The sequence below is a fragment of the Pseudoalteromonas sp. SG43-4 genome, assembly GCF_014164325.1.
Taxonomy (GTDB): Bacteria; Pseudomonadota; Gammaproteobacteria; order Enterobacterales; family Alteromonadaceae; genus Pseudoalteromonas; species Pseudoalteromonas distincta.
On record NZ_JACJFB010000002.1, the window covers coordinates 77,827 to 96,289 of the forward strand.

Sequence of the window (18,463 nt, forward strand, 5' to 3'; positions counted from 1 at the left end):
GTTTTTTGTATTACAGAGATATTATTAAAATAGCTCTTCTTCGGTTTTTGTGTCTTCTTCAAATATATCGTTTGGCTGAGATAGCACATACTTTGTCGGTGCAGTGCCTTTTTCGAAGTATTCAAAGCGGCTGGTGTAGTCATTTTTGTGGCTTAGCAAACCAGTGGCTAAATCAATACGAATCGAAACAAGCCCCTCAGGTGGCTCAATTGGCGCTTCAGGTGTTCCCTCAAGTGCGGCTTTCATAAATTCAATCCATGCAGGCTGCGCTGTTTTAGCCCCCGATTCAGCACCAGATATTTGGCTGCTATCTAAGTTGTTATTGTACGTAGAACGGCCAAGAGCGTTACCTGGGTTATCAAAGCCCACCCACACAGAAGTCATTACTTTACTGTTAAAGCCACTAAACCAGGTGTCTACAGAATCGTTTGTTGTGCCTGTTTTACCCGAAAGATCACGACGTTCTAAAGCTTGTGCGCGCCAACCTGTACCACTCCAACCCGTTTTATGGGCCCAACTACCGCCGCCCCAAATACCACTGTGCATTGCATCAGCAATTAAAAATGCATTCTGCTTAGAAATAATTCTCGGTGCACATTTTTTTGTTGGCTCCACTTCATCACTACTATTATGAAGTGAGAATTCATTATGTGTTGGTAAAGACTCTTCGTCACAGGCAAGGGCAGGGTTTGCTTTAAACAATACATTACCGTAAGCATCTTGAATTTCTGAAATAAAGTAAGGTTCAATTAAGTGGCCACCATTGGCAAATGCACTCATGCCACGAGCAAGTTCAAGTGGAGTAATGGAAGCACTACCCAGTGCTAGTGATTCACTGCGATTAATGTCTGAATCTTTAAAGCCAAACTTTAATAAATGATCAGCTGTACGTTGTAATCCAACGCCGCGTAGTAAGCGCACCGAAATAACGTTTTTAGATTGTGCTAAAGCACGGCGAATTCTTATCGGACCATTATATACAGCAGGACTGTTTTTGGGACGCCATGCTACGCCTTGGCTTTTATCCCATTGGTTTATAGGAGCATCGTTTAATATAGACGCAAGCGTGTAACCTTTTTCAAGTGCTGCTGAATATATAAAAGGTTTTATATTAGAACCTACTTGACGCTTTGCTTGTACCGCTCGGTTATATTGACTTTGTTCAAAGCTGTAACCACCTACAATAGCTTTAATTCTGCCATCTTGTGGGTCGAGTGACACAATAGCACTTGATGCTTCTGGTATTTGGCTTAGTAAGTAGCTGTCATCTTCATTTTTACGCACCCATATTTGCATTCCTGGCGTTAAAATATCTGTAGCTGCTTTTGGAGCAAAACTTTGGCGGTAACGAGTAATATATTTACGCGCCCATTTTAAGTTATCCCAAGTAAGAGTTGTGCGCTCGCCACTTTTAAGTAATACCGACGCTGTTTTATCATTAACACTAAGCACGGCTGCTGCTTTCAAAGTACCCAACTCATTTACGCTTTGTAATTTACTGAGTATTTGTTGCTCAGTTAAAGCAGGTTGTGTTTCAGGGTCCCATAAAGCATCTGTTGGTCCTCTAAAACCATGGCGCATATCGTAATTATGTAAGTTATTTACAAGTGCGTTTTGCGCTGCTTTTTGAACTTTAGACTCTACCGAGGTGAAAATTTTAAAACCTGAGTTGTAAGCTTTATCTATTCCATAACGCGAGACCATTTCAGCGCGCACCATTTCAGAAATATACGGGGCGTATAAATTTATTTCAGCACCATGAAAATAAGCGGTGATAGGTTGGCTCGTTGCTTCGTTATATTCTTCTTGAGTAATATAATTTTCAGTTAATAAACGCCCTAAAACAACATTTCGGCGTGCTTTTGCACGCGTTGGGTTACGAATTGGGTTTAAAGCTGAAGGGGCCTTCGGTAAACCTGCAATCATCGCCATTTGTGCAAGTGTTAAATCTTTTAACTCCTTACCGTAATAAACTTGTGCTGCAGCACCAATACCAAAAGCGCGATTACCTAATTCTATTTTATTAAGGTAAAGCTCTAAAATTTCGTCTTTTGTTAATACACCTTCAATATGTAGCGCTATAAATATTTCTTTAACTTTACGAATATATGCTTTTTCGCGAGTTAAAAAGAAATTACGAGCAAGCTGCATAGTAATAGTACTTGCGCCTTGTTTTTTCTCGCCGGTAGATATAAGAACAATAGCCGAACGCACAATACCTATAGGATCTATGCCTATATGATCGTAAAATCGATTATCTTCTGTCGCTAAAAATGCATTAATGAGTGTTTGAGGAATTTCATCAATAGTCACTGGAATACGACGCTTTTCACCAAATTGATTGATTAAAAGCCCATCTTTTGTGAATACTTGCATAGGAGTTTGTAATTGCACGTCTTTTAAAACTTGCACACTGGGGATATCAGGTTTAACGTAGTAATAAAGACTGACCAAAGTGATCAGACCAATTAACACACAAATGATAAAAAATTGTAAAGTTCGTTTTAATAAAATCACTTATATTTCCCTAAATGGACTCCCAATTGCGAGTTTTGACTGCTAGTATATATTGATTAAAAAATGAATAATATTTTTTCAGATAAAAATTATAACTTGTTTATTATTAAAACAAAGGCCAAGTTGAAACATGCTAAGTCAACTATTTCAAAAACCGTCCCCGATGATGGTAGGAATTGATATTGGATCGCACTCTATCAAAGCGGTGCTTTTACGTGAAATTGAAACTGGATTTCGACTAGAAGCACTTGCAATTGAGCCGATGCCAAAAGGTGCGATGAGTGAGCGCACAATCCAAGATATTGAAGCGATTGGTAACGTTATTACAAAATTAAGAAAAAAATTACCGAAGTCGTTAAAATCTGCTGCAGTGGCTGTTTCTGGCCAAACAGTTATTACAAAAGTGATCTTCATGGATGTATCGTTAACAGATGCTGAACTTGAATCGCAAATTGAAATTGAAGCTGATAGTTTAATCCCTTACCCACTTGATGAAGTGAGCCTCGATTTTGAGAAGCTTTCGACGAATGAGGCCGATCCTAGCAAAATGAATGTTTTGCTTTCGGCTGCTCGTACTGAGAGTGTTGAAGCACGGGTGGGCGCTTTAGAAGCCGCAAATTTAGAGGCCAAAATAGTAGATGTAGAAAGCTACGCATTGAGCCGTGCTATGGACGTTTACTATCAACAATTACCTAGCGATGCATTTAATAAGTGTGTGGCTGTGGTCGATATTGGCGCAGTTTTAATGCTTGTGAGTGTTGTGCAAGCTGGGGAAACCATTTATACCCGTGACCAAGTTTTTGGTGGCGATCAATATACAAATAGTATTGTTGCTTATTATAATAAAGGCTTTGATGAAGCCGAAATAGGCAAAACATCAGGTGATTTACCGCCAAACTATACCTTTGAAGTATTAGCCCCTTTTCAAACTTCGTTACTTCAACAAGTTCGCAGAGCTGTGCAAATGTTTTTAACAACCAGTGGTAAAGAGCAAATAGATTATATTGTATTAACGGGCGGTACATCGATGATAAAAGGTATCGACCGATTGCTTATTGAAGAACTCGGTATCCACTCAGTTGTTGCAGAGCCTTTTGTAAATATGGAAATTTCCCCAAAGGTAGACCGTAATATAATGCAGCGTCACAAAACGCAGTTTGCAATTGCAACAGGGTTGGCATTAAGGAGTTTTTCAACATGCCACATATAAATCTACTGCCTTGGCGTGAATCACAACGCGAAGAATCGAAAAAGAAATTTGTAACTATACTTGTTGGTGTCGTTATACTTTGTTTTGCAAGTATGTATTTATTAAGCTCTTTTTATAGTGCCTTAAAAGACGGTCAAAACTTAAAGAATAATTATTTAAGCTCAGAAATTAGCATGCTAGATAAAAAAATAAGTGAAATACGAAGCTTAGATAAAAGAAAGGAAAATTTACAACAGCGTATGAGGCTCATTGAAGAATTGCAAAGCAGCCGTAACTTGGGTACGCAAATAATGGATGAAGTTGCCAAAATAGTGCCAGGTGGTGTTTATTTAACAAAACTGGAGCGCAAAGGCAGCCAAATACATGTTTTAGGACGTAGTGAATCTAATAATCGTCTATCAACAATGCTCCGCCAAGTACAAAGCTCATATTTACTAGAGAATCCTTCAATGCAGGGCATTGTTGCAGGCGATCAATCTTCGCGTTTACTTAGTGATTTTAATATGGAATTTTATGTAAAACCATTTGATAAAATTGGTGAGGTTAGCGATGAACCTTGATTTTAAAGCACTGAGTGAAATTGATTGGAATGAAATAGAGCTTGATAACATTGGTGATTGGCCAATTGCTGTTAAAGCAATTTGCTGCACATTTGTTGCGGGCCTTGTATTGTTTTTTAGTTATAGCCTATTAGTTTCTGATGAAATTGACAGCTACCATAGTGCCGTGGCAAAAGAAGTTGAACTACGAACAACTTATCGAACTAAGTATGCAGTAGCGAGCAAGCTTGAAATATATCGTCAACAAATGATTGAAATGGAAGATAAGTTTTCACAGCTATTAAAGCGTCTACCCACTTCGAATGAAACTCCTGGTTTACTTGATGATTTATCATATGTTGGGACAACGAGTGGTCTGACTTTTTTAAAAATAGGTTGGCTGCCAGAAGTTGAAAAAGAATTTTATACCGAGCTGCCTATTAAAATCGAAGTAATAGGTAGCTACCATGAGTTTGGTGAGTTTGTAGGTAAAGTGGCCCAGTTACCCCGAATTGTAAGCTTACATGACTTTTCTATTTTATCATCGGGCGATAAACAGTTAACATTCAGTGTTGTTGCAAAAACATATCGTTATGAAGAAGGGGTTAAAAAATGAAACTCCTTCGCGTAGTACCTTTAGCTATAGCGTTTGTTTTAGCTGGTTGTAATGATGACACTTCTGAGCAAAAAGAATTTATTGATCAGGTAAAAGCAAGCACCACACCAAAGGTTGAGACGATTCCTGAACTGACAAAGTTTGAAATATTTGAGTACAGTGCTGGTCAGCTACGTAGCCCGTTTGTAGCGCCTCAGCCTGAGATTATTCAAAATAAACTAACGCAAGTAAAAAACTGTTTGCACCCAGATCAAGAGCGTCGCCGCGAACCGTTAGAGAAATACCCGCTAGATAATTTAGCAATGAAAGGCACAATTGGCTCTAGTGGACAAATATGGGCATTAATTACAGCAACAGATGACACTTTGCACCGCGTAACGGTAGGGAATTATCTTGGAAGTTATGATGGCAAAGTAAAAAGAGTAAGCAACGACTATATAGAATTAGTGGAATTAATCCCTGATGGGTCTGGCTGTTGGAAAGAGCGCCTGACGAAATTAGAAATGTTAGAGGCGGCAACAGATGGCGCAAATTAATAATAAAAAAGGTAAAAATAGGATGCATAAGGATGTACTTTGGCTTCATCGTATTTCACGGACATTACTGGCTGCTGTTGCTTTAGTCACTGTAAACTCAGCCATAGCTGGGCCATTGCTTTATGATGTTCGTTATAATCCATTACTTAAAGGCGAAACTGAATTACAGCTTGTTTTTGATGAAGAGTTAACCTTTGAACCAAAAGTTCAAGTGTTTAATAGCCCAGCCCGAATCGAAATGTTTTTTGATTCTGCAGAGTTAGAAGTTGGTTTAAATGATGTTGAAGTTAATCAAGCTGGAATTAGCAGTGTTACTAATGTTTTAACTAACAGTGGTTTAAAGGTAACGGTAAACTTAGATAGATTAAAAATTTATGAGACTGAAGTTCATAACAATTTAGTATCGATACGTGTCTCTGATAACCCTCTTACAGAACCTGAAAATGAAGATGTAGTGATGGACTCAGGTGATGAAAGTGGAAATTACATTAACCGTATCCAGTCAATTGATTTTAGACGTGGTGAGAAGGGTGAAGCAAAAGTACTTGTATTTTTACAAGACACTCAAGCTGCAATTGAAGTCCATGAAAGTGGCGGGAAAATTTACGCTGACTTTCATCACACCGATATTTTAGACGATCTACTTTATGAATTAGATGTATTAGATTTTGGAACTGTTGTAAGTAATATCGAGACTTTTAAAGAAGATGGTTTAAGTCGTGTTGTTATCGAACCTAATGCTCAGTTCACGTTTACGTATCAGCAAATAGATAATATTTTAACGTTGACAGTAGAAAAAGATGAAACGCAAAATGCGTACTTAGATGGTGGTGTTGAGTATCAAGGTCGCCCTATGACCTTAAATTTTCAAGATATCTCTGTGCGTGCAGCACTGCAAATTATCGCGGGTTACAACGACTTTAACTTAGTAACCAGTGATTCAGTAACGGGCAATATAACGCTGCGCCTAGATGGTGTACCGTGGGATCAAGCGCTTGACGTAGTACTACGTATTAAAGGGCTAGATAAGCGCATGGATGGCTCTATATTAATGGTAGCGCCTGCAGAAGAACTTGCAGCACGTGAAGCCAAAGATTTAAAAGCTAAACAGCAAGTTGAAGACTTAGAGCCTCTATATAGTGAATACATCCGATTAAACTATGCTAAAGCCGAAAATTTTGCTGATCTATTAAAAACAGATACAAACAGTATTATAACTGCCCGTGGTAGTGTATCTGTTGATCAACGTACAAATACTTTGTTAGTAAAAGATACTGTTAAGAGTATAGAAAACATTCGCCGCATGATTGAAACGCTTGATATTCCAGTGCAGCAGGTTGTAATAGAATCTCGAATGGTAACTGTGCGCGATAACGTTACTGAAGACTTAGGCGTACGTTGGGGCTTTAGTGACCAAGGCAGTAGTGTTGGTATTTCAGGCTCTCTTGAAGGCGCAGAAGGTATTTATAATGCGACATCTACTTCAGATGCACCAAGTATTTCAGACCGATTAAATGTAAATTTACCTATCACTAACCCTGCGGCTAGCATTGGCTTACACATAGCAAAACTGGCTAACGGCACGCTGATTGATTTAGAGCTAAGTGCGCTTGAGGAAGAGAATAAAGGCGAGATTATTGCTAGTCCACGTATAATAGCGGCTAATCAGCAAAAAGCCCGAATAGAGCAAGGTACTGAAATTCCTTATACTGAGTCAGCTTCAAGCGGTGCTACTACCGTAAGCTTTAAAAAAGCGGTACTGAGCTTAGAAGTTACACCTCATATCACACCTGATAATAAAGTAATTCTAGATTTAATTATTACTCAAGATACACGTGGTGATACTGTACAAACAGGTACTGGTGAAGCGGTGTCTATTGATACTCAAGAAATTCAAACACAAGTGTTAGTCGAGAATGGCCAAACCGTAGTACTCGGTGGTATTTTCCAACAGCAAATCATTAATACTACGAGTAAAGTGCCAATTTTAGGTGACATTCCTTACGTAGGAAGACTATTTAAAACCACAAGTGAGTTTAATGAAAAGCGTGAATTACTTATTTTCGTGACACCGAAAATACAAATTGATTAAAATACAGTGGTTTTATGTTAACCAACGGGTGATTATTTAGATTAATTGCTCGTTATATGGCTTTTTATTCTAATTGACTTGAAATACCCCTGCAATTACTGAGATAATCCCCTCCTTAATTTTGGGGCCAGGTCGTTAGGCGGGGTTTTATTTCAAATTTTAGAGTTTGTTTGTACTAAAAGATATGGCTGAGAAACGTAATATATTTCTAGTTGGCCCCATGGGGGCTGGCAAAAGCACGATTGGTCGTCACATCGCTGACCAATTACACCTTGAATTTGTTGATTCTGATCAAGAAATCGAACGCCGCACAGGTGCAGATATTGCATGGGTATTCGATCTTGAAGGTGAAGAAGGCTTTAGACTTCGAGAAGAGTCTGTTATTGGCGATTTAACCGAGATGCAAGGTATTGTACTTGCTACCGGTGGTGGTTCAGTAATGAGCAAAGAAGTTCGAAACAAGCTTTCGGCTCGAGGTATCGTTGTATACCTAGAGACACCTATAGAAAAGCAAGTTGCACGCACGCAACGCGACAAGCGTCGCCCATTACTGCAAACTGAAGAAGCACCTCGTAACGTACTAGAGCGCTTAGCAGAAGAACGCGAGCCCCTATACAAAGAAGTTGCCGATTTTGTTGTACGTACCGATGAGCAAAGCGCTAAAGTTGTTGCTAACCAAATCATCGAGAAATTAGATTTTTAAAAACCAATAATAAGGAAATAACTAAGCATGCTTAAATTAACAGTTAATTTGGACGAGCGAAGTTATCCTATTTATATTGGGCAATCTGCACTTCAAGATAATGGCCGCCTGGTTCACCACATTGGTGATTGTCGGCCTATCATCATTACTAATGACACAATAGCGCCTTTATATTTACAAGCGTTACTTGACTCATTAGCAGATCAAAATCCGCTATCTTTTATTATTCCTGACGGTGAACAATATAAATCACTTGAATGGTTTGAAAAAATATCAGCATTTTTACTCCAAAATAACTGTGGCCGAGATACGTGCTTAATTGCGTTAGGTGGCGGTGTTATAGGTGATCTAACTGGTTTTGTAGCGGCGTGTTATCAGCGCGGCGTACCGTTTATTCAAATACCAACGACAGTGCTTTCACAGGTTGACTCATCGGTAGGTGGTAAAACGGCAGTAAATCATCCTTTAGGTAAAAATATGATAGGGGCATTTTATCAGCCTCAAGCGGTTTTTATTGATACACAAACATTACACACCCTACCAGCAAGAGAGTTTGCAGCAGGTATGGCTGAAGTAATTAAGTATGGTCTGATTTACGATACTGAATTATTTGCATACTTAGAGCGAAACGTAGCTAATTTGCAGCAACTAGATGAAACGTGCTTACAGCATATTATTTTTAGATGTTGTGAAATAAAAGCGCTTATAGTTGCGCAAGATGAAAAAGAGCATGGTTTACGTGCTTTATTAAACTTAGGTCATACATTTGCCCATGCAATTGAGGCAGAAATGGGCTACGGCGTTTGGTTACATGGCGAAGCTGTTGCAACTGGCATGGTATTAGCAGCTAAACTTGCCAAGACACGCCAAGATTTAAGCGCAAGTGAAGTTGATCGAATTATTAAGCTGCTTGAACTATATAATTTACCAACAGAAATTCCAAAGCAAATGACTAGCGAGCAGTTCCTAACGCATATGCGTAAAGACAAAAAGAATAAAAGAGGCACTATACGCTTTATTCTACCTACCCAATTTGGCCAGTGTGCATTAGTTGATGATGTCTCTGATGACCAAGTTAGAGACTTAATCGAGCAGTAAATGCAGTCACAAATTTTACCAAGCCGTGCGGCTTTGGTGGATAGAATCGCACTGCAATTTGAGTACGGACAAAATTTAATAGTTTTACTTGGCACATCGGGGCTAGGTAAAAGTTATATGCTCGAAACCTTCATTACAGATAAATACAATGACTTTAATAAAGCGTTTGTGCAAGTAAGTGCACAAATGACTGACGCTCAGCTAATGAGCGATTTATTAGAGCAAAGCTTTAATTCCCCTTTAGTTGATCATAATTTAAGTTTACCTGAAAACTATTACCAGCTGCTTGAGCAACAGCAGTGCGGACCTTGTTTATGGGTGCTTGATGGCGGTAGGCAATTATCTGAAGAGATACTAATTGAGCTTGAGCTGCTTTCTAAAAATAGCCCTAATACGTTGTATATCATAATTGCATCACAGTCTAAACTTGCTTTAAATGATGCTGTCGAAATTTACTTGGAGCCACTGACGCTTCGAGAAAGCAAGATGTTATTGCAGTGGTACTTTACTGATTTACCTTATGATGAAGACCCTGTTTTTAGTACTTTTTTAGCCGAAGCTCATGGTAACCCCAGTTTATTGCTTGCTTGGCAACCTAGAGAGCACATAGCCGATATTATCGTTAAAGATAAAGTATCTTGGCGATTGCACTTATTGATTTTGATGTTGTTAATTATGCTTTTAATTATTGGTCTGCTTTATAAGTCTGATATGACGCAGTGGTGGCAACAATATTATCAGCAGGAAGACACACAAGTCCTTAATACAGCAATATCTGTAGAGCAAGTAAGTGAGCCGGTTATAAAGCAAAATGACTCAGTAGTTACCTTAAATGACCCTGAAGGAGTTGAGCCAGATATTGAGCCAAAGAGCGTACACATTAATGATGTGCCTGCTATCATGCAAAGTCTTACCGAACCTGCAAATACCGTTAAGGTATTAGACAATGCTATTGATAATAGCGTTAAAAACAAAAGCAGTGAAGCAGGTGACGTTGTATCTAAAGCTCTAAAAGTAGAGAAAGTAAATACAGCAGAGCAAACTCAGATCAGCCAAGATAATATTTGGTACATGCAGCAAGCAGATACAAATAGTGTTATTCAATTATTAGCGGTAACTCAGCAGGAAGTTCGCGATAATTTCATTGCTCAATTCAATCTACAGCAGCAAGCACATTCTTACCAAACGAAGCGAAATAATCAAATATGGTGGGTTGTTACATTTGGCAGCTTTGAGAGTATAAACGAGGCAAAATCAGCAATGGGTACTTTACCCCCAGGGGTTAGAAAAAATAAACCTTTCTATAAAAAAATTAGTAAAATAAAGCAAGAAATAGCAGTCGTTGATCAGTAAAACACACTGCTTTAGTGTAAAATCGCGCAACACCAGATTGAAGTAAAGAGCCAATGCAGCAAAAAAGTAGAGCCTTCCTTAAATGGGCCGGCGGAAAATACAGCCTAGTTGAAAACATTAATGCGCGATTAAACCAAGCTAGCAAGCATGCTGATACTTTGGTTGAACCTTTTGTTGGTGCAGGCTCTGTGTTTTTAAATAGTGACTTTAAGCACTATATTCTCAACGATATCAATGCAGACTTAATTAACTTATATAAAGAGCTTAAAAGCTCTCCAGATGAGCTTATTAGTGACGCTAAAAAGCTATTTGTTGATTTGAATAATCACGCAGATGCGTATTACGAATATCGTGTGCAGTTTAATCAAAGCCGTGATGTATACGAACGTTCAATCTTGTTTTTATACATGAACCGCCATGGTTACAACGGACTGTGTAGGTATAATTTAAAAGGCATTTTTAATGTGCCTTTTGGTAAGTATAAAAAGCCTTACTTTCCTGAAAAAGAAATGTATTTTTTTGCTGAAAAAGCACAAAAAGCAACGTTCACTTGTTTAGATTACGATGACGTTTTTAAGTTAGTGCCTAACAATGCTGTTATTTATTGCGACCCACCTTATGTGCCATTAAGTAAAACCGCTTCTTTTACGTCATACGCTAAAGGGGGTTTTAATTTAGATGATCAGGCTAACTTAGCTAATTTGGCAGAACAAGCCGCATTTGAAAATAACACACCTGTGCTTATTTCAAACCACGATACCGTGTGGACGCGTAAAATTTATAGCCAAGCATCGCTTGAACAAATTCAAGTAAAGCGCACTATTAGCCCCAAAGGTGGCTCTAGAAATAAAGTTGACGAGTTGATGGCTATGTATTTAGCACCCAAGCAACCACTGCGTAAATTGCGATAACAAAAGCAACAAATAGTACAATCGCAATTAAAATGATGGATAAAGGGGAGTGTTGTTTAAAATCGACTTGGCGTTTATTTTCAGACTGAACACCAAAAAATGCAGCTAGCACACTTTGCAACGCGCTAAAAAATTGTAGCATTATTTAAAATAAAGGTTTTAAAGAAGGAGCGTTTTTAGAATCTTCAGAACTAGTAAGTAGTTCCAGTAAATCAAGGTAATGAAACTGAGCACTACGGCTATCGCCAGTTAACCACGAAAACCATGATGACTCTTCTTCAGCTTTAATACACGCAGTTAAAGTGTTTTGAGCACTTACCACTTGTGTATTATGACAATTACTCACTGAGCTTAATTCTTGCTCAGAGCTTGAACCAAAGCTAAACGCCCCGATAAGCAGTAATGCCGACGCAATTAATATCCCAATTTTAAAAGCACGCATGATGAAATCCAATAATTTGTTACTTTTTTAATCATAGCAAATATTGGTTAAATATCAAACTTAAAGTTACCTAAAATGGGGGCTATTACGCCATATTACTTGGGTAACATCTTCAATTAAGTTACATTAACGCAATACACTATTTATTGATGGAGTTAATCATGTTTAACCCAGAGCAAAAATATTTAATAGCCCCTTCTATTTTGTCTGCTGATTTTGCAAAGCTAGGCGAAGATGTTGATAAAGTTCTCGAAGCGGGTGCTGATGTGGTTCACTTTGATGTAATGGATAATCACTATGTACCTAATCTCACAATTGGTCCTATGGTGTGTAAAGCACTAAGAGATTACGGTATTACAGCACCTATCGACGTACATTTAATGGTTAAGCCTGTAGATAGCATAATACCTTTATTTGCTGAGGCTGGTGCTTCTATTATTACTTTTCATCCTGAAGCCAGTGAGCACGTCGATCGTACAATACAGTTAATTAAAGATCACGGCTGTAAAGCAGGCTTAGTGTTTAACCCAGCAACAAGCCTAAGTTATTTAGACCATGTTATTGATAAGCTAGATACTATTTTACTAATGTCGGTAAATCCTGGGTTTGGCGGGCAAAGCTTTATCCCTCATACGCTTGAAAAATTACGCCAAGCAAAACAGCGTATTATTGAATCAGGCCGAGATATTCGCTTAGAGGTTGATGGTGGTATTAAGGTCGATAATATTGCAGCAGCGGCTCGAGCGGGTGCTGATATGTTTGTTGCAGGCTCAGCTATTTTTAATCAACCTGATTACAAAGTAGTGATTGATCAAATGCGTGAGCAGCTTGGAAGTGTTAAGTAATGAAGTACGATGTCGCCTTATTTGATTTAGATGGTACTTTGGTTGATAGCGTTTACGACTTGTATATCGCTATTAATTTAACCTTGAGCGATTTTGCTTTTCCTATTGTTAGTCAACGCTTGGTTGAAAGTTGGATTGGTAATGGGGTTGAAGTCCTTGTAAAACGCGCTTTGAGTGGCGATATGCAAGTGAGTGAAAATTTAGATGAGTCACTTAGTGGCAAAGCAATATTACAGTTCTATAAGTATTATGAACAGCAAGTTGGTGAGTATAGTGTTTTGTACCAACATGTAGAAACAGGGCTTGCAGCACTTCGCGGTATGCCTAAAGCATTAATCACTAATAAGTCTCGAATTTTTACAGAGAAACTACTCGAAAAATTGGCACTAACGAGTCATTTTGATGTGGTTGTATGCGGTGACGACATGGCAAAAAAACCATCGCCAGAACCATTGCTATTTGCCTGCAAAAAACTAAATGCGGAGCCTAATAAAGCAATAATGATAGGTGATTCTAAAAGCGATATACTTGCAGCTAAAGCCGCTAATATAGACGTAATTGCACTTAGTTATGGCTATAACCAAGGTGAAAGTCTTGAGGATTATAATCCGCAGTACCTATGCGATAACTTCTTAGATATAATACCTGTTCTAACGCAGCGTTAAATATTATTCATTAAGCAAAATAAAGGAAAATCATGAGTAAACCAGTAGTTTTAAGCGGCATTCAGCCAACCGGTGGTATGACAATAGGCAACTATGTTGGCGCTATTAACCAGTGGCTAAAGTTACAGGAAGACCACGAAAGTTTCTTTATGTTAGTAGACTTACACGCTATTACGGTTCGCCAAGAGCCTGAATTACTGCGCTCTCGAGTGTTAGATGGTATTGCTCTTTACGCGGCATGTGGCATTGACCCTGAAAAATCTGCGTTATTTGTACAATCGCAAGTACCTGAGCATGCACAATTAGCGTGGGTATTAAATTGTTACGCGCAAATGGGTGAGCTTAATCGAATGACTCAGTTTAAAGACAAGTCATCTAAGCACGCAAATAACGTAAACGTGGGCTTATTTTCATATCCAGTATTGCAAGCTGCAGATATTTTATTATACCAAGCTGATCAAGTACCAGTAGGGGATGATCAAAAGCAACACTTAGAGCTGACTCGCGATATAGCTACACGCTTTAATAATTTATATGGCGACGTATTTAAATTACCAGAGCCGTACATCCCTGAGTTTGGTGCACGCGTAATGAGCTTGCAAGATCCACTTAAAAAAATGTCTAAGTCTGACGAAAACCCAAATGGTTACATCATGTTATTAGATGAGCCTAAGCAAATTGTGAAAAAGCTTAAAAAAGCAGTAACTGATTCAGATGAACAAGCACGTATTTATTTTGATCGCACAGAAAAGCCTGGCGTATCAAACTTGCTTACTTTATTGAGTGTTGCAACTAAGCGCTCAATTGAAGACCTAGTTCCTGAGTATGAAGATAAAATGTATGGCCATTTAAAGAAAGATACAGCAGATGCAGTTGTAAATATGATTGAGCCAATTCAAGCACGCTTTAAAGAGATCAGAGGAGATCAAAACCTACTTGATGGCATAATGAAATCAGGTGCTGAAAAAGCAAGTGTACGTGCTGAGAAAACATTGAAATCGGTATACGATGCGCTTGGTTTTATTCCTCGCGGGTAAGTTTATTAAAATAAAAAATGCCGCTTGTTAGCGGCATTTTTTATATAGCACATATCAACATGATGGACCCAAATAGAAACAGTAGCGATATAGCTAGTTTGTCTGTTTTATCCATTATTCAGCCCCTCTTACTGTTATATCTGCCGTGCTATCAATATCAACTAGAGAAACTTTATAGCCCTTATTTTCAAGTAAGGTAAGTAAACTATCTTGTCCTGCAAGATGGGCAACTCCAACAAGTACAAACTCATTTTTATCGTTGTTAAACATGGCTTCTACTTTTGGTAACCAATCATTATTTCTATCTGTAATGAGTTGTTTATAACTATTCGGATCATTTTTCTGCATATCTTCAAGTGCCACTTTATTCAGTGTGTCTGTATCACCTTTGCGCCAGGCAGCTAAAAGTCCTTTAAACATATCGCCATAGTTGTGCAGCTCGGCTAAGTTATGTTTAATGAAGTCGTTTTCGTTGCCTTGACCCATTTTTTTAAAAAGCTCTAACTGAAATTCGATTGTTTCTAAGTAATTTTTTGTTTTGTTATCTTCAGTCGCTTTTTTAGTAAAATAAGCATCAACCCCTTCACCCATTAAATTTTGCTTTTGAAGCTCCATCGACATTAAAACAATACCAACCATAGCAGGGCGAAAGCCATCTAACTTAGCGAGGTTAGCGCCAAACTCGTTAAGCTTATTTTCAAGTGATGCCTTAATCTCGGGTTCTAGTTTTTGACTTAACGTTTCGTTATTTGTATACGATAGTGCGCCTAACATTTGCATTTGTGCATTGGTGTCGGCTGGGTCAGGTAACTGTGCTTCTAAAATAATCGTATCTGCTTGTTCATAAGCATGGTTAAACTCAGCGGGTAGTGGCATTTCAGCTTTAGGTAGTATGTGAACTGTACCGCCAATAAATAGTGAGTCATTACCATTGCTTACTTGCCATACAGAGCTTTGAGCCTGTGCTGTATTTGCTAAAAGACAACAGCTAAGTAATACGCTGGCAGATACTAATTTTTTTGTGAATTTTTTCATGATAATTCCTTTATGTAACTTTTAATTTTATTGTTTTTAGTTCGATAACACAGTGCTGAAATATGCAGTGATTGAGGATGTTACCTTTGAAAGGTTTTTATCAATTTGCGAGTTTATTTTGTTCATTGAAGAGTCAAGCTCAGCTGATATTTTTTCATCTATCGAAGAAAGTAACGTTTGTGTATCAACATTACTTTTTAAAGACTCAGTGGCGTCTATTTTGTTTGTTTTTTGTAGTTTTTGATTAGCAGGGTTAATTGCCTTCATGCTTTCACCAATCATGCATTTCTCAAAATTATTTTGAACGGTGTCTTGTTTAGTGTCAGCTGCAATAACTGAAGTTGTATTAAAAGCAGTTGCTAGTAGTAAAGCCGGTAGTACTTTTTTCATTGTGCTATTCATAATTAAACCTTTTATATTTTTAATTGCAGCCAATTTAGAATCACAAATGATTTTTTACTAAGCTGCTTGTTGATGACGGTTTAAAGAATATCGCTGAATTTATTGAGAGTCGCTTATCTAGTTATGAGCAATTAATAGATAAGGTTTTTAAATTAAATAATTGTTTTAATTTAGAGGGTTAGCCTTAAACCTTATAATGCTAATATAAGGTTTAAAATGCTTTTTCTATAAAAGAAAGTGTAGATGTGATACGGTTTATAAAAATAAAAATACGTAAAAACTATGAATTATCAAATCGGACCTTGGCAATTTATTAGTAATCGCTGTGTGATTACTTCAAACCATTTAGAAAGGGAATTAGATCCACTTTTAGTAAAGCTATTACTTCACTTTATAGACAAGCCTCAACAAATTGTTTCCCGCCAAGAGCTTATTGAGAGTGTGTGGCAACAGAGCTTTGTTGATGATAATGCGATTAACCGTGCAATCTCAGAGTTAAGAAAGCAGCTTGCCCACCCAATTGAAAAAGCACCGCTTTTAAAAACGCATTACCGTAAAGGGTATAGCCTAACAGTAATACCTGAACGTTTAACGCAAGCAAATGTTTCTAAAGAGTCTACAAATATTTTTCCTGACTCAACGGGTATTTCTGCCAAAAATGAAGAGATAGCTACTGCAACTACTTCTCAAGCAGTTCAAAAAAAGAACAGTAAAAAGTTTTTGATCTATTCTTTACTCGTCATTATTTGCCTGTGCTCTTTAGTATGGTTTGGGTTGTTTTTTATTAATGCACCTTCTAGCGAAAAGATTAAACAGATCACGGTTAATAAGGTAGCAAGCACGTGGAATATAGGCAGTGAGGTTCACCCTGAGATGTCCTCAGATAAACAATATTTAGCTTATACAAATGTTGAACCTGAAAATGACGTAATGCATGCATTTGTAAAGCGACTATCTGATCAAAGGGAGGTTGAAATTACCTATCCTGGCTTTCAAGTATCTATTTTATCGTGGCAGTTAAATCAGCACGCAGTGCTTATACAAGCTACAAACTTAAAGCAGCAAAAGTGTGAAATGGTACTCATCGATTTAAGCCAATTTCCTGTTATAGGAGAGGCTACCTTAATTAAAAAGTGTGACCTTAGATACACAGGTTATGCGCAAGTAGACGAAAGTGGTAAGCATATTTATTACACCGAATATAAAAATGAGCATGAGGGTTCAGGTTTATATAAATATGATTTAGAACTTAAAAAAGAATTCATAGTGATCCCACCACCAGGCGTCATGTATGGCGTAATCATGCCTCGTTTATCTCATTCTGGTAGTAAAATAGCATATGTACTTAGTCAAAAGGGTAAGCCTTTTTCTGTATTTAGTTACAACTTTGAAACCCATGAAACTAAGCGGTTATTTAAAGCAAAGAAAAGCGTAATTAGCTTCGCGTTTGACTGGCTTGCAGACGATAAAGGCGTGATTGTTTTTGAAGACTCTGACCTTTCAACCATTGTGTTTGATGAAAATAATATTATTAAACGCACACTAACGGTTACCCCAGCAATTTCACCTTATTATATTGCAGTTCAATCTGCTAATAGCCTCTTTTACTCAGCAAATAAAACACAAGCATTTTCGTTAATTAAAGCGACTAATCTTTTTAGCGATGTTCCTGAGTATGAAGCACTCTACAAAAGTGATGAAGACGACTACCACATTGTAGAAGTCATTAATGAGAAAGGACCAGCGCATATTTTTGTATCCGAGCGCTCTGGCAGCAGTCAGTTGTGGTTATCTCAAAATGGACTTACAAAGCAACTTAGTAACTTTACTTATGAAGGGAAATCTACCTTTGCTATTGGCGGGCTAAGAGTATCGAGTAAGCAAGATCGTGTTTTATTAAGAGTTAATAGCGATATTGCATTTTTTGACGTTATGTCGAACAAACTCTATACCATAGCTGAGTTTAAAGGGCGAAAAATACTAAACTATGTATGGTCTAAAGATAATGAAAGTATAATTTATTTAGAGCGAAGTGGTTCAGAAAACCTATTTGCTCAGTTTAATTTATTAACGCGAGACACAACTATATTAGAGGATATTAAAGCCAACAAATTAATTTCAGGCGCTGACGGTACTAATTATGCAATTACTAATAATCAGTTAATTAAACTATCAAATAAACAGAGTTGGGAATTACCCAAAGACGCGCGACAAGCACAACTTTTTGCTATTAATGGTAATTACCTCTACTACTCTGATGCTATTTCAAGAGTTGCTCGGCTTAATTTAGAAGATAAAACAGTAAAAGATGTGCACGTGGATTTTAAACCCATCGCATTTTTTATTAGTGATAACAATCAAATTTTCTTTACAGAATCAAAATATAAAGACATGCAAATAATACAGATAAGTTGGAATGACTAGGGTCTGTTGATCTTTCAAGGTTAAATTTGCAGCAGTGT

18 protein-coding genes are annotated in these 18,463 nt (G+C 37.7%); 13 read left to right on the top strand and 5 right to left on the bottom strand.

The features are described 5' to 3' along the window. Positions 1-24: 24 nt before the first annotated feature. Positions 25-2,517: a penicillin-binding protein 1A gene (locus H5160_RS02385; RefSeq protein ID WP_182736622.1), complete on the bottom strand. Its 2,493-nt coding sequence runs from the start codon at positions 2,515-2,517 to the stop codon at positions 25-27. Between the two features lie 130 nt (positions 2,518-2,647). Between H5160_RS02385 and H5160_RS02390 the strand changes: the two genes are divergently transcribed. The 9 genes from H5160_RS02390 (at position 2,648) to H5160_RS02430 (ending at position 11,575) form a co-directional block, all read left to right on the top strand. Beyond that, positions 2,648-3,727 carry a pilus assembly protein PilM gene (locus tag H5160_RS02390; RefSeq protein WP_024596029.1) on the top strand — a complete coding sequence of 360 codons (1,080 nt, stop codon included), beginning with the start codon at positions 2,648-2,650 and terminating at the stop codon, positions 3,725-3,727. Then, entirely contained in the window at positions 3,715-4,287 is a 573-nt protein-coding gene (locus H5160_RS02395) for a PilN domain-containing protein (protein WP_002958376.1), read from the top strand. The genes H5160_RS02390 and H5160_RS02395 overlap by 13 nt, the downstream gene beginning before the upstream one ends. After that, positions 4,277-4,882 (top strand): type 4a pilus biogenesis protein PilO, encoded by a 606-nt coding sequence (locus H5160_RS02400; RefSeq protein WP_024596028.1) that lies wholly within the window; start codon positions 4,277-4,279, stop codon positions 4,880-4,882. The genes H5160_RS02395 and H5160_RS02400 overlap by 11 nt, the downstream gene beginning before the upstream one ends. Beyond that, the gene (locus H5160_RS02405) at positions 4,879-5,418 is read left to right on the top strand and encodes a pilus assembly protein PilP (RefSeq protein WP_002958378.1); all 540 of its coding nucleotides are present in this window, start codon (positions 4,879-4,881) and stop codon (positions 5,416-5,418) included. Before H5160_RS02400 ends, H5160_RS02405 begins: the two co-directional genes overlap by 4 nt. Further along, positions 5,405-7,510 (top strand): type IV pilus secretin PilQ, encoded by a 2,106-nt coding sequence (locus H5160_RS02410; RefSeq protein WP_024596027.1) that lies wholly within the window; start codon positions 5,405-5,407, stop codon positions 7,508-7,510. Before H5160_RS02405 ends, H5160_RS02410 begins: the two co-directional genes overlap by 14 nt. Before the next feature lie 184 nt (positions 7,511-7,694). Next, positions 7,695-8,213: a shikimate kinase AroK gene (gene aroK / locus H5160_RS02415; protein ID WP_004589350.1), complete on the top strand. Its 519-nt coding sequence runs from the start codon at positions 7,695-7,697 to the stop codon at positions 8,211-8,213. 27 nt (positions 8,214-8,240) lie between these two features. Then, positions 8,241-9,311 (top strand): 3-dehydroquinate synthase, encoded by a 1,071-nt coding sequence (gene aroB / locus H5160_RS02420; RefSeq protein WP_024596026.1) that lies wholly within the window; start codon positions 8,241-8,243, stop codon positions 9,309-9,311. Continuing rightward, on the top strand, positions 9,312-10,664 hold the full coding sequence (locus H5160_RS02425; RefSeq protein WP_182736624.1) for an SPOR domain-containing protein: 1,353 nt from the start codon (positions 9,312-9,314) through the stop codon (positions 10,662-10,664). Positions 10,665-10,717: 53 nt separating this feature from the next. Beyond that, positions 10,718-11,575 carry a Dam family site-specific DNA-(adenine-N6)-methyltransferase gene (locus tag H5160_RS02430; protein ID WP_002958383.1) on the top strand — a complete coding sequence of 286 codons (858 nt, stop codon included), beginning with the start codon at positions 10,718-10,720 and terminating at the stop codon, positions 11,573-11,575. Here the strand turns inward: H5160_RS02430 and H5160_RS02435 are convergent. Next, positions 11,532-11,717: a DUF2970 domain-containing protein gene (locus H5160_RS02435; protein ID WP_002958384.1), complete on the bottom strand. Its 186-nt coding sequence runs from the start codon at positions 11,715-11,717 to the stop codon at positions 11,532-11,534. The two genes, H5160_RS02430 and H5160_RS02435, sit on opposite strands and share 44 nt — an antisense overlap. Positions 11,718-11,720: 3 nt before the next feature. Then, on the bottom strand, positions 11,721-12,017 hold the full coding sequence (locus tag H5160_RS02440; protein WP_002958385.1) for a hypothetical protein: 297 nt from the start codon (positions 12,015-12,017) through the stop codon (positions 11,721-11,723). A gap of 161 nt (positions 12,018-12,178) precedes the next feature. On the opposite strand from H5160_RS02440, the gene rpe reads away from it, so the two are divergent. The 3 genes from rpe to trpS are packed head-to-tail and all read left to right on the top strand — an operon-like array spanning position 12,179 to position 14,564. Next, complete coding sequence (gene rpe / locus H5160_RS02445; protein WP_002958386.1) at positions 12,179-12,862, top strand: ribulose-phosphate 3-epimerase; 684 nt, start codon at positions 12,179-12,181, stop codon at positions 12,860-12,862. Then, on the top strand, positions 12,862-13,527 hold the full coding sequence (locus tag H5160_RS02450) for a phosphoglycolate phosphatase (protein WP_024606487.1): 666 nt from the start codon (positions 12,862-12,864) through the stop codon (positions 13,525-13,527). Before rpe ends, H5160_RS02450 begins: the two co-directional genes overlap by 1 nt. 32 nt (positions 13,528-13,559) lie before the next feature. Further along, complete coding sequence (gene trpS / locus H5160_RS02455; protein WP_182736626.1) at positions 13,560-14,564, top strand: tryptophan--tRNA ligase; 1,005 nt, start codon at positions 13,560-13,562, stop codon at positions 14,562-14,564. A 114-nt stretch (positions 14,565-14,678) separates the two neighbouring features. Here the strand turns inward: trpS and H5160_RS02460 are convergent, their stop codons facing one another. After that, the gene (locus H5160_RS02460) at positions 14,679-15,599 is read right to left on the bottom strand and encodes a TraB/GumN family protein (RefSeq protein ID WP_182736628.1); all 921 of its coding nucleotides are present in this window, start codon (positions 15,597-15,599) and stop codon (positions 14,679-14,681) included. A 36-nt stretch (positions 15,600-15,635) separates the two neighbouring features. After that, positions 15,636-16,001 carry a hypothetical protein gene (locus H5160_RS02465; protein WP_182736629.1) on the bottom strand — a complete coding sequence of 122 codons (366 nt, stop codon included), beginning with the start codon at positions 15,999-16,001 and terminating at the stop codon, positions 15,636-15,638. Between the two features lie 282 nt (positions 16,002-16,283). Between H5160_RS02465 and H5160_RS02470 the strand changes: the two genes are divergently transcribed. Next, positions 16,284-18,425 (top strand): helix-turn-helix domain-containing protein, encoded by a 2,142-nt coding sequence (locus H5160_RS02470; protein ID WP_182736631.1) that lies wholly within the window; start codon positions 16,284-16,286, stop codon positions 18,423-18,425. Positions 18,426-18,463: the final 38 nt, after the last annotated feature.

Bases quoted from the DNA above. Each gene is read 5' to 3' on its own strand.
- H5160_RS02440 (WP_002958385.1), bottom strand. From the start codon at position 12,017: ATGCGTGCTTTTAAAATTGGGATATTAATTGCGTCGGCATTACTGCTT.
- H5160_RS02460 (WP_182736628.1), bottom strand. From the start codon at position 15,599: ATGAAAAAATTCACAAAAAAATTAGTATCTGCCAGCGTATTACTTAGC.
- H5160_RS02425 (WP_182736624.1), top strand. From the start codon at position 9,312: ATGCAGTCACAAATTTTACCAAGCCGTGCGGCTTTGGTGGATAGAATC.
- aroB (WP_024596026.1), top strand. From the start codon at position 8,241: ATGCTTAAATTAACAGTTAATTTGGACGAGCGAAGTTATCCTATTTAT.
- H5160_RS02390 (WP_024596029.1), top strand. From the start codon at position 2,648: ATGCTAAGTCAACTATTTCAAAAACCGTCCCCGATGATGGTAGGAATT.
- H5160_RS02470 (WP_182736631.1), top strand. From the start codon at position 16,284: ATGAATTATCAAATCGGACCTTGGCAATTTATTAGTAATCGCTGTGTG.
- H5160_RS02465 (WP_182736629.1), bottom strand. From the start codon at position 16,001: ATGAATAGCACAATGAAAAAAGTACTACCGGCTTTACTACTAGCAACT.
- H5160_RS02450 (WP_024606487.1), top strand. From the start codon at position 12,862: ATGAAGTACGATGTCGCCTTATTTGATTTAGATGGTACTTTGGTTGAT.
- H5160_RS02395 (WP_002958376.1), top strand. From the start codon at position 3,715: ATGCCACATATAAATCTACTGCCTTGGCGTGAATCACAACGCGAAGAA.
- trpS (WP_182736626.1), top strand. From the start codon at position 13,560: ATGAGTAAACCAGTAGTTTTAAGCGGCATTCAGCCAACCGGTGGTATG.
- H5160_RS02435 (WP_002958384.1), bottom strand. From the start codon at position 11,717: ATGCTACAATTTTTTAGCGCGTTGCAAAGTGTGCTAGCTGCATTTTTT.
- H5160_RS02400 (WP_024596028.1), top strand. From the start codon at position 4,277: ATGAACCTTGATTTTAAAGCACTGAGTGAAATTGATTGGAATGAAATA.
- rpe (WP_002958386.1), top strand. From the start codon at position 12,179: ATGTTTAACCCAGAGCAAAAATATTTAATAGCCCCTTCTATTTTGTCT.
- H5160_RS02405 (WP_002958378.1), top strand. From the start codon at position 4,879: ATGAAACTCCTTCGCGTAGTACCTTTAGCTATAGCGTTTGTTTTAGCT.
- H5160_RS02430 (WP_002958383.1), top strand. From the start codon at position 10,718: ATGCAGCAAAAAAGTAGAGCCTTCCTTAAATGGGCCGGCGGAAAATAC.
- aroK (WP_004589350.1), top strand. From the start codon at position 7,695: ATGGCTGAGAAACGTAATATATTTCTAGTTGGCCCCATGGGGGCTGGC.
- H5160_RS02410 (WP_024596027.1), top strand. From the start codon at position 5,405: ATGGCGCAAATTAATAATAAAAAAGGTAAAAATAGGATGCATAAGGAT.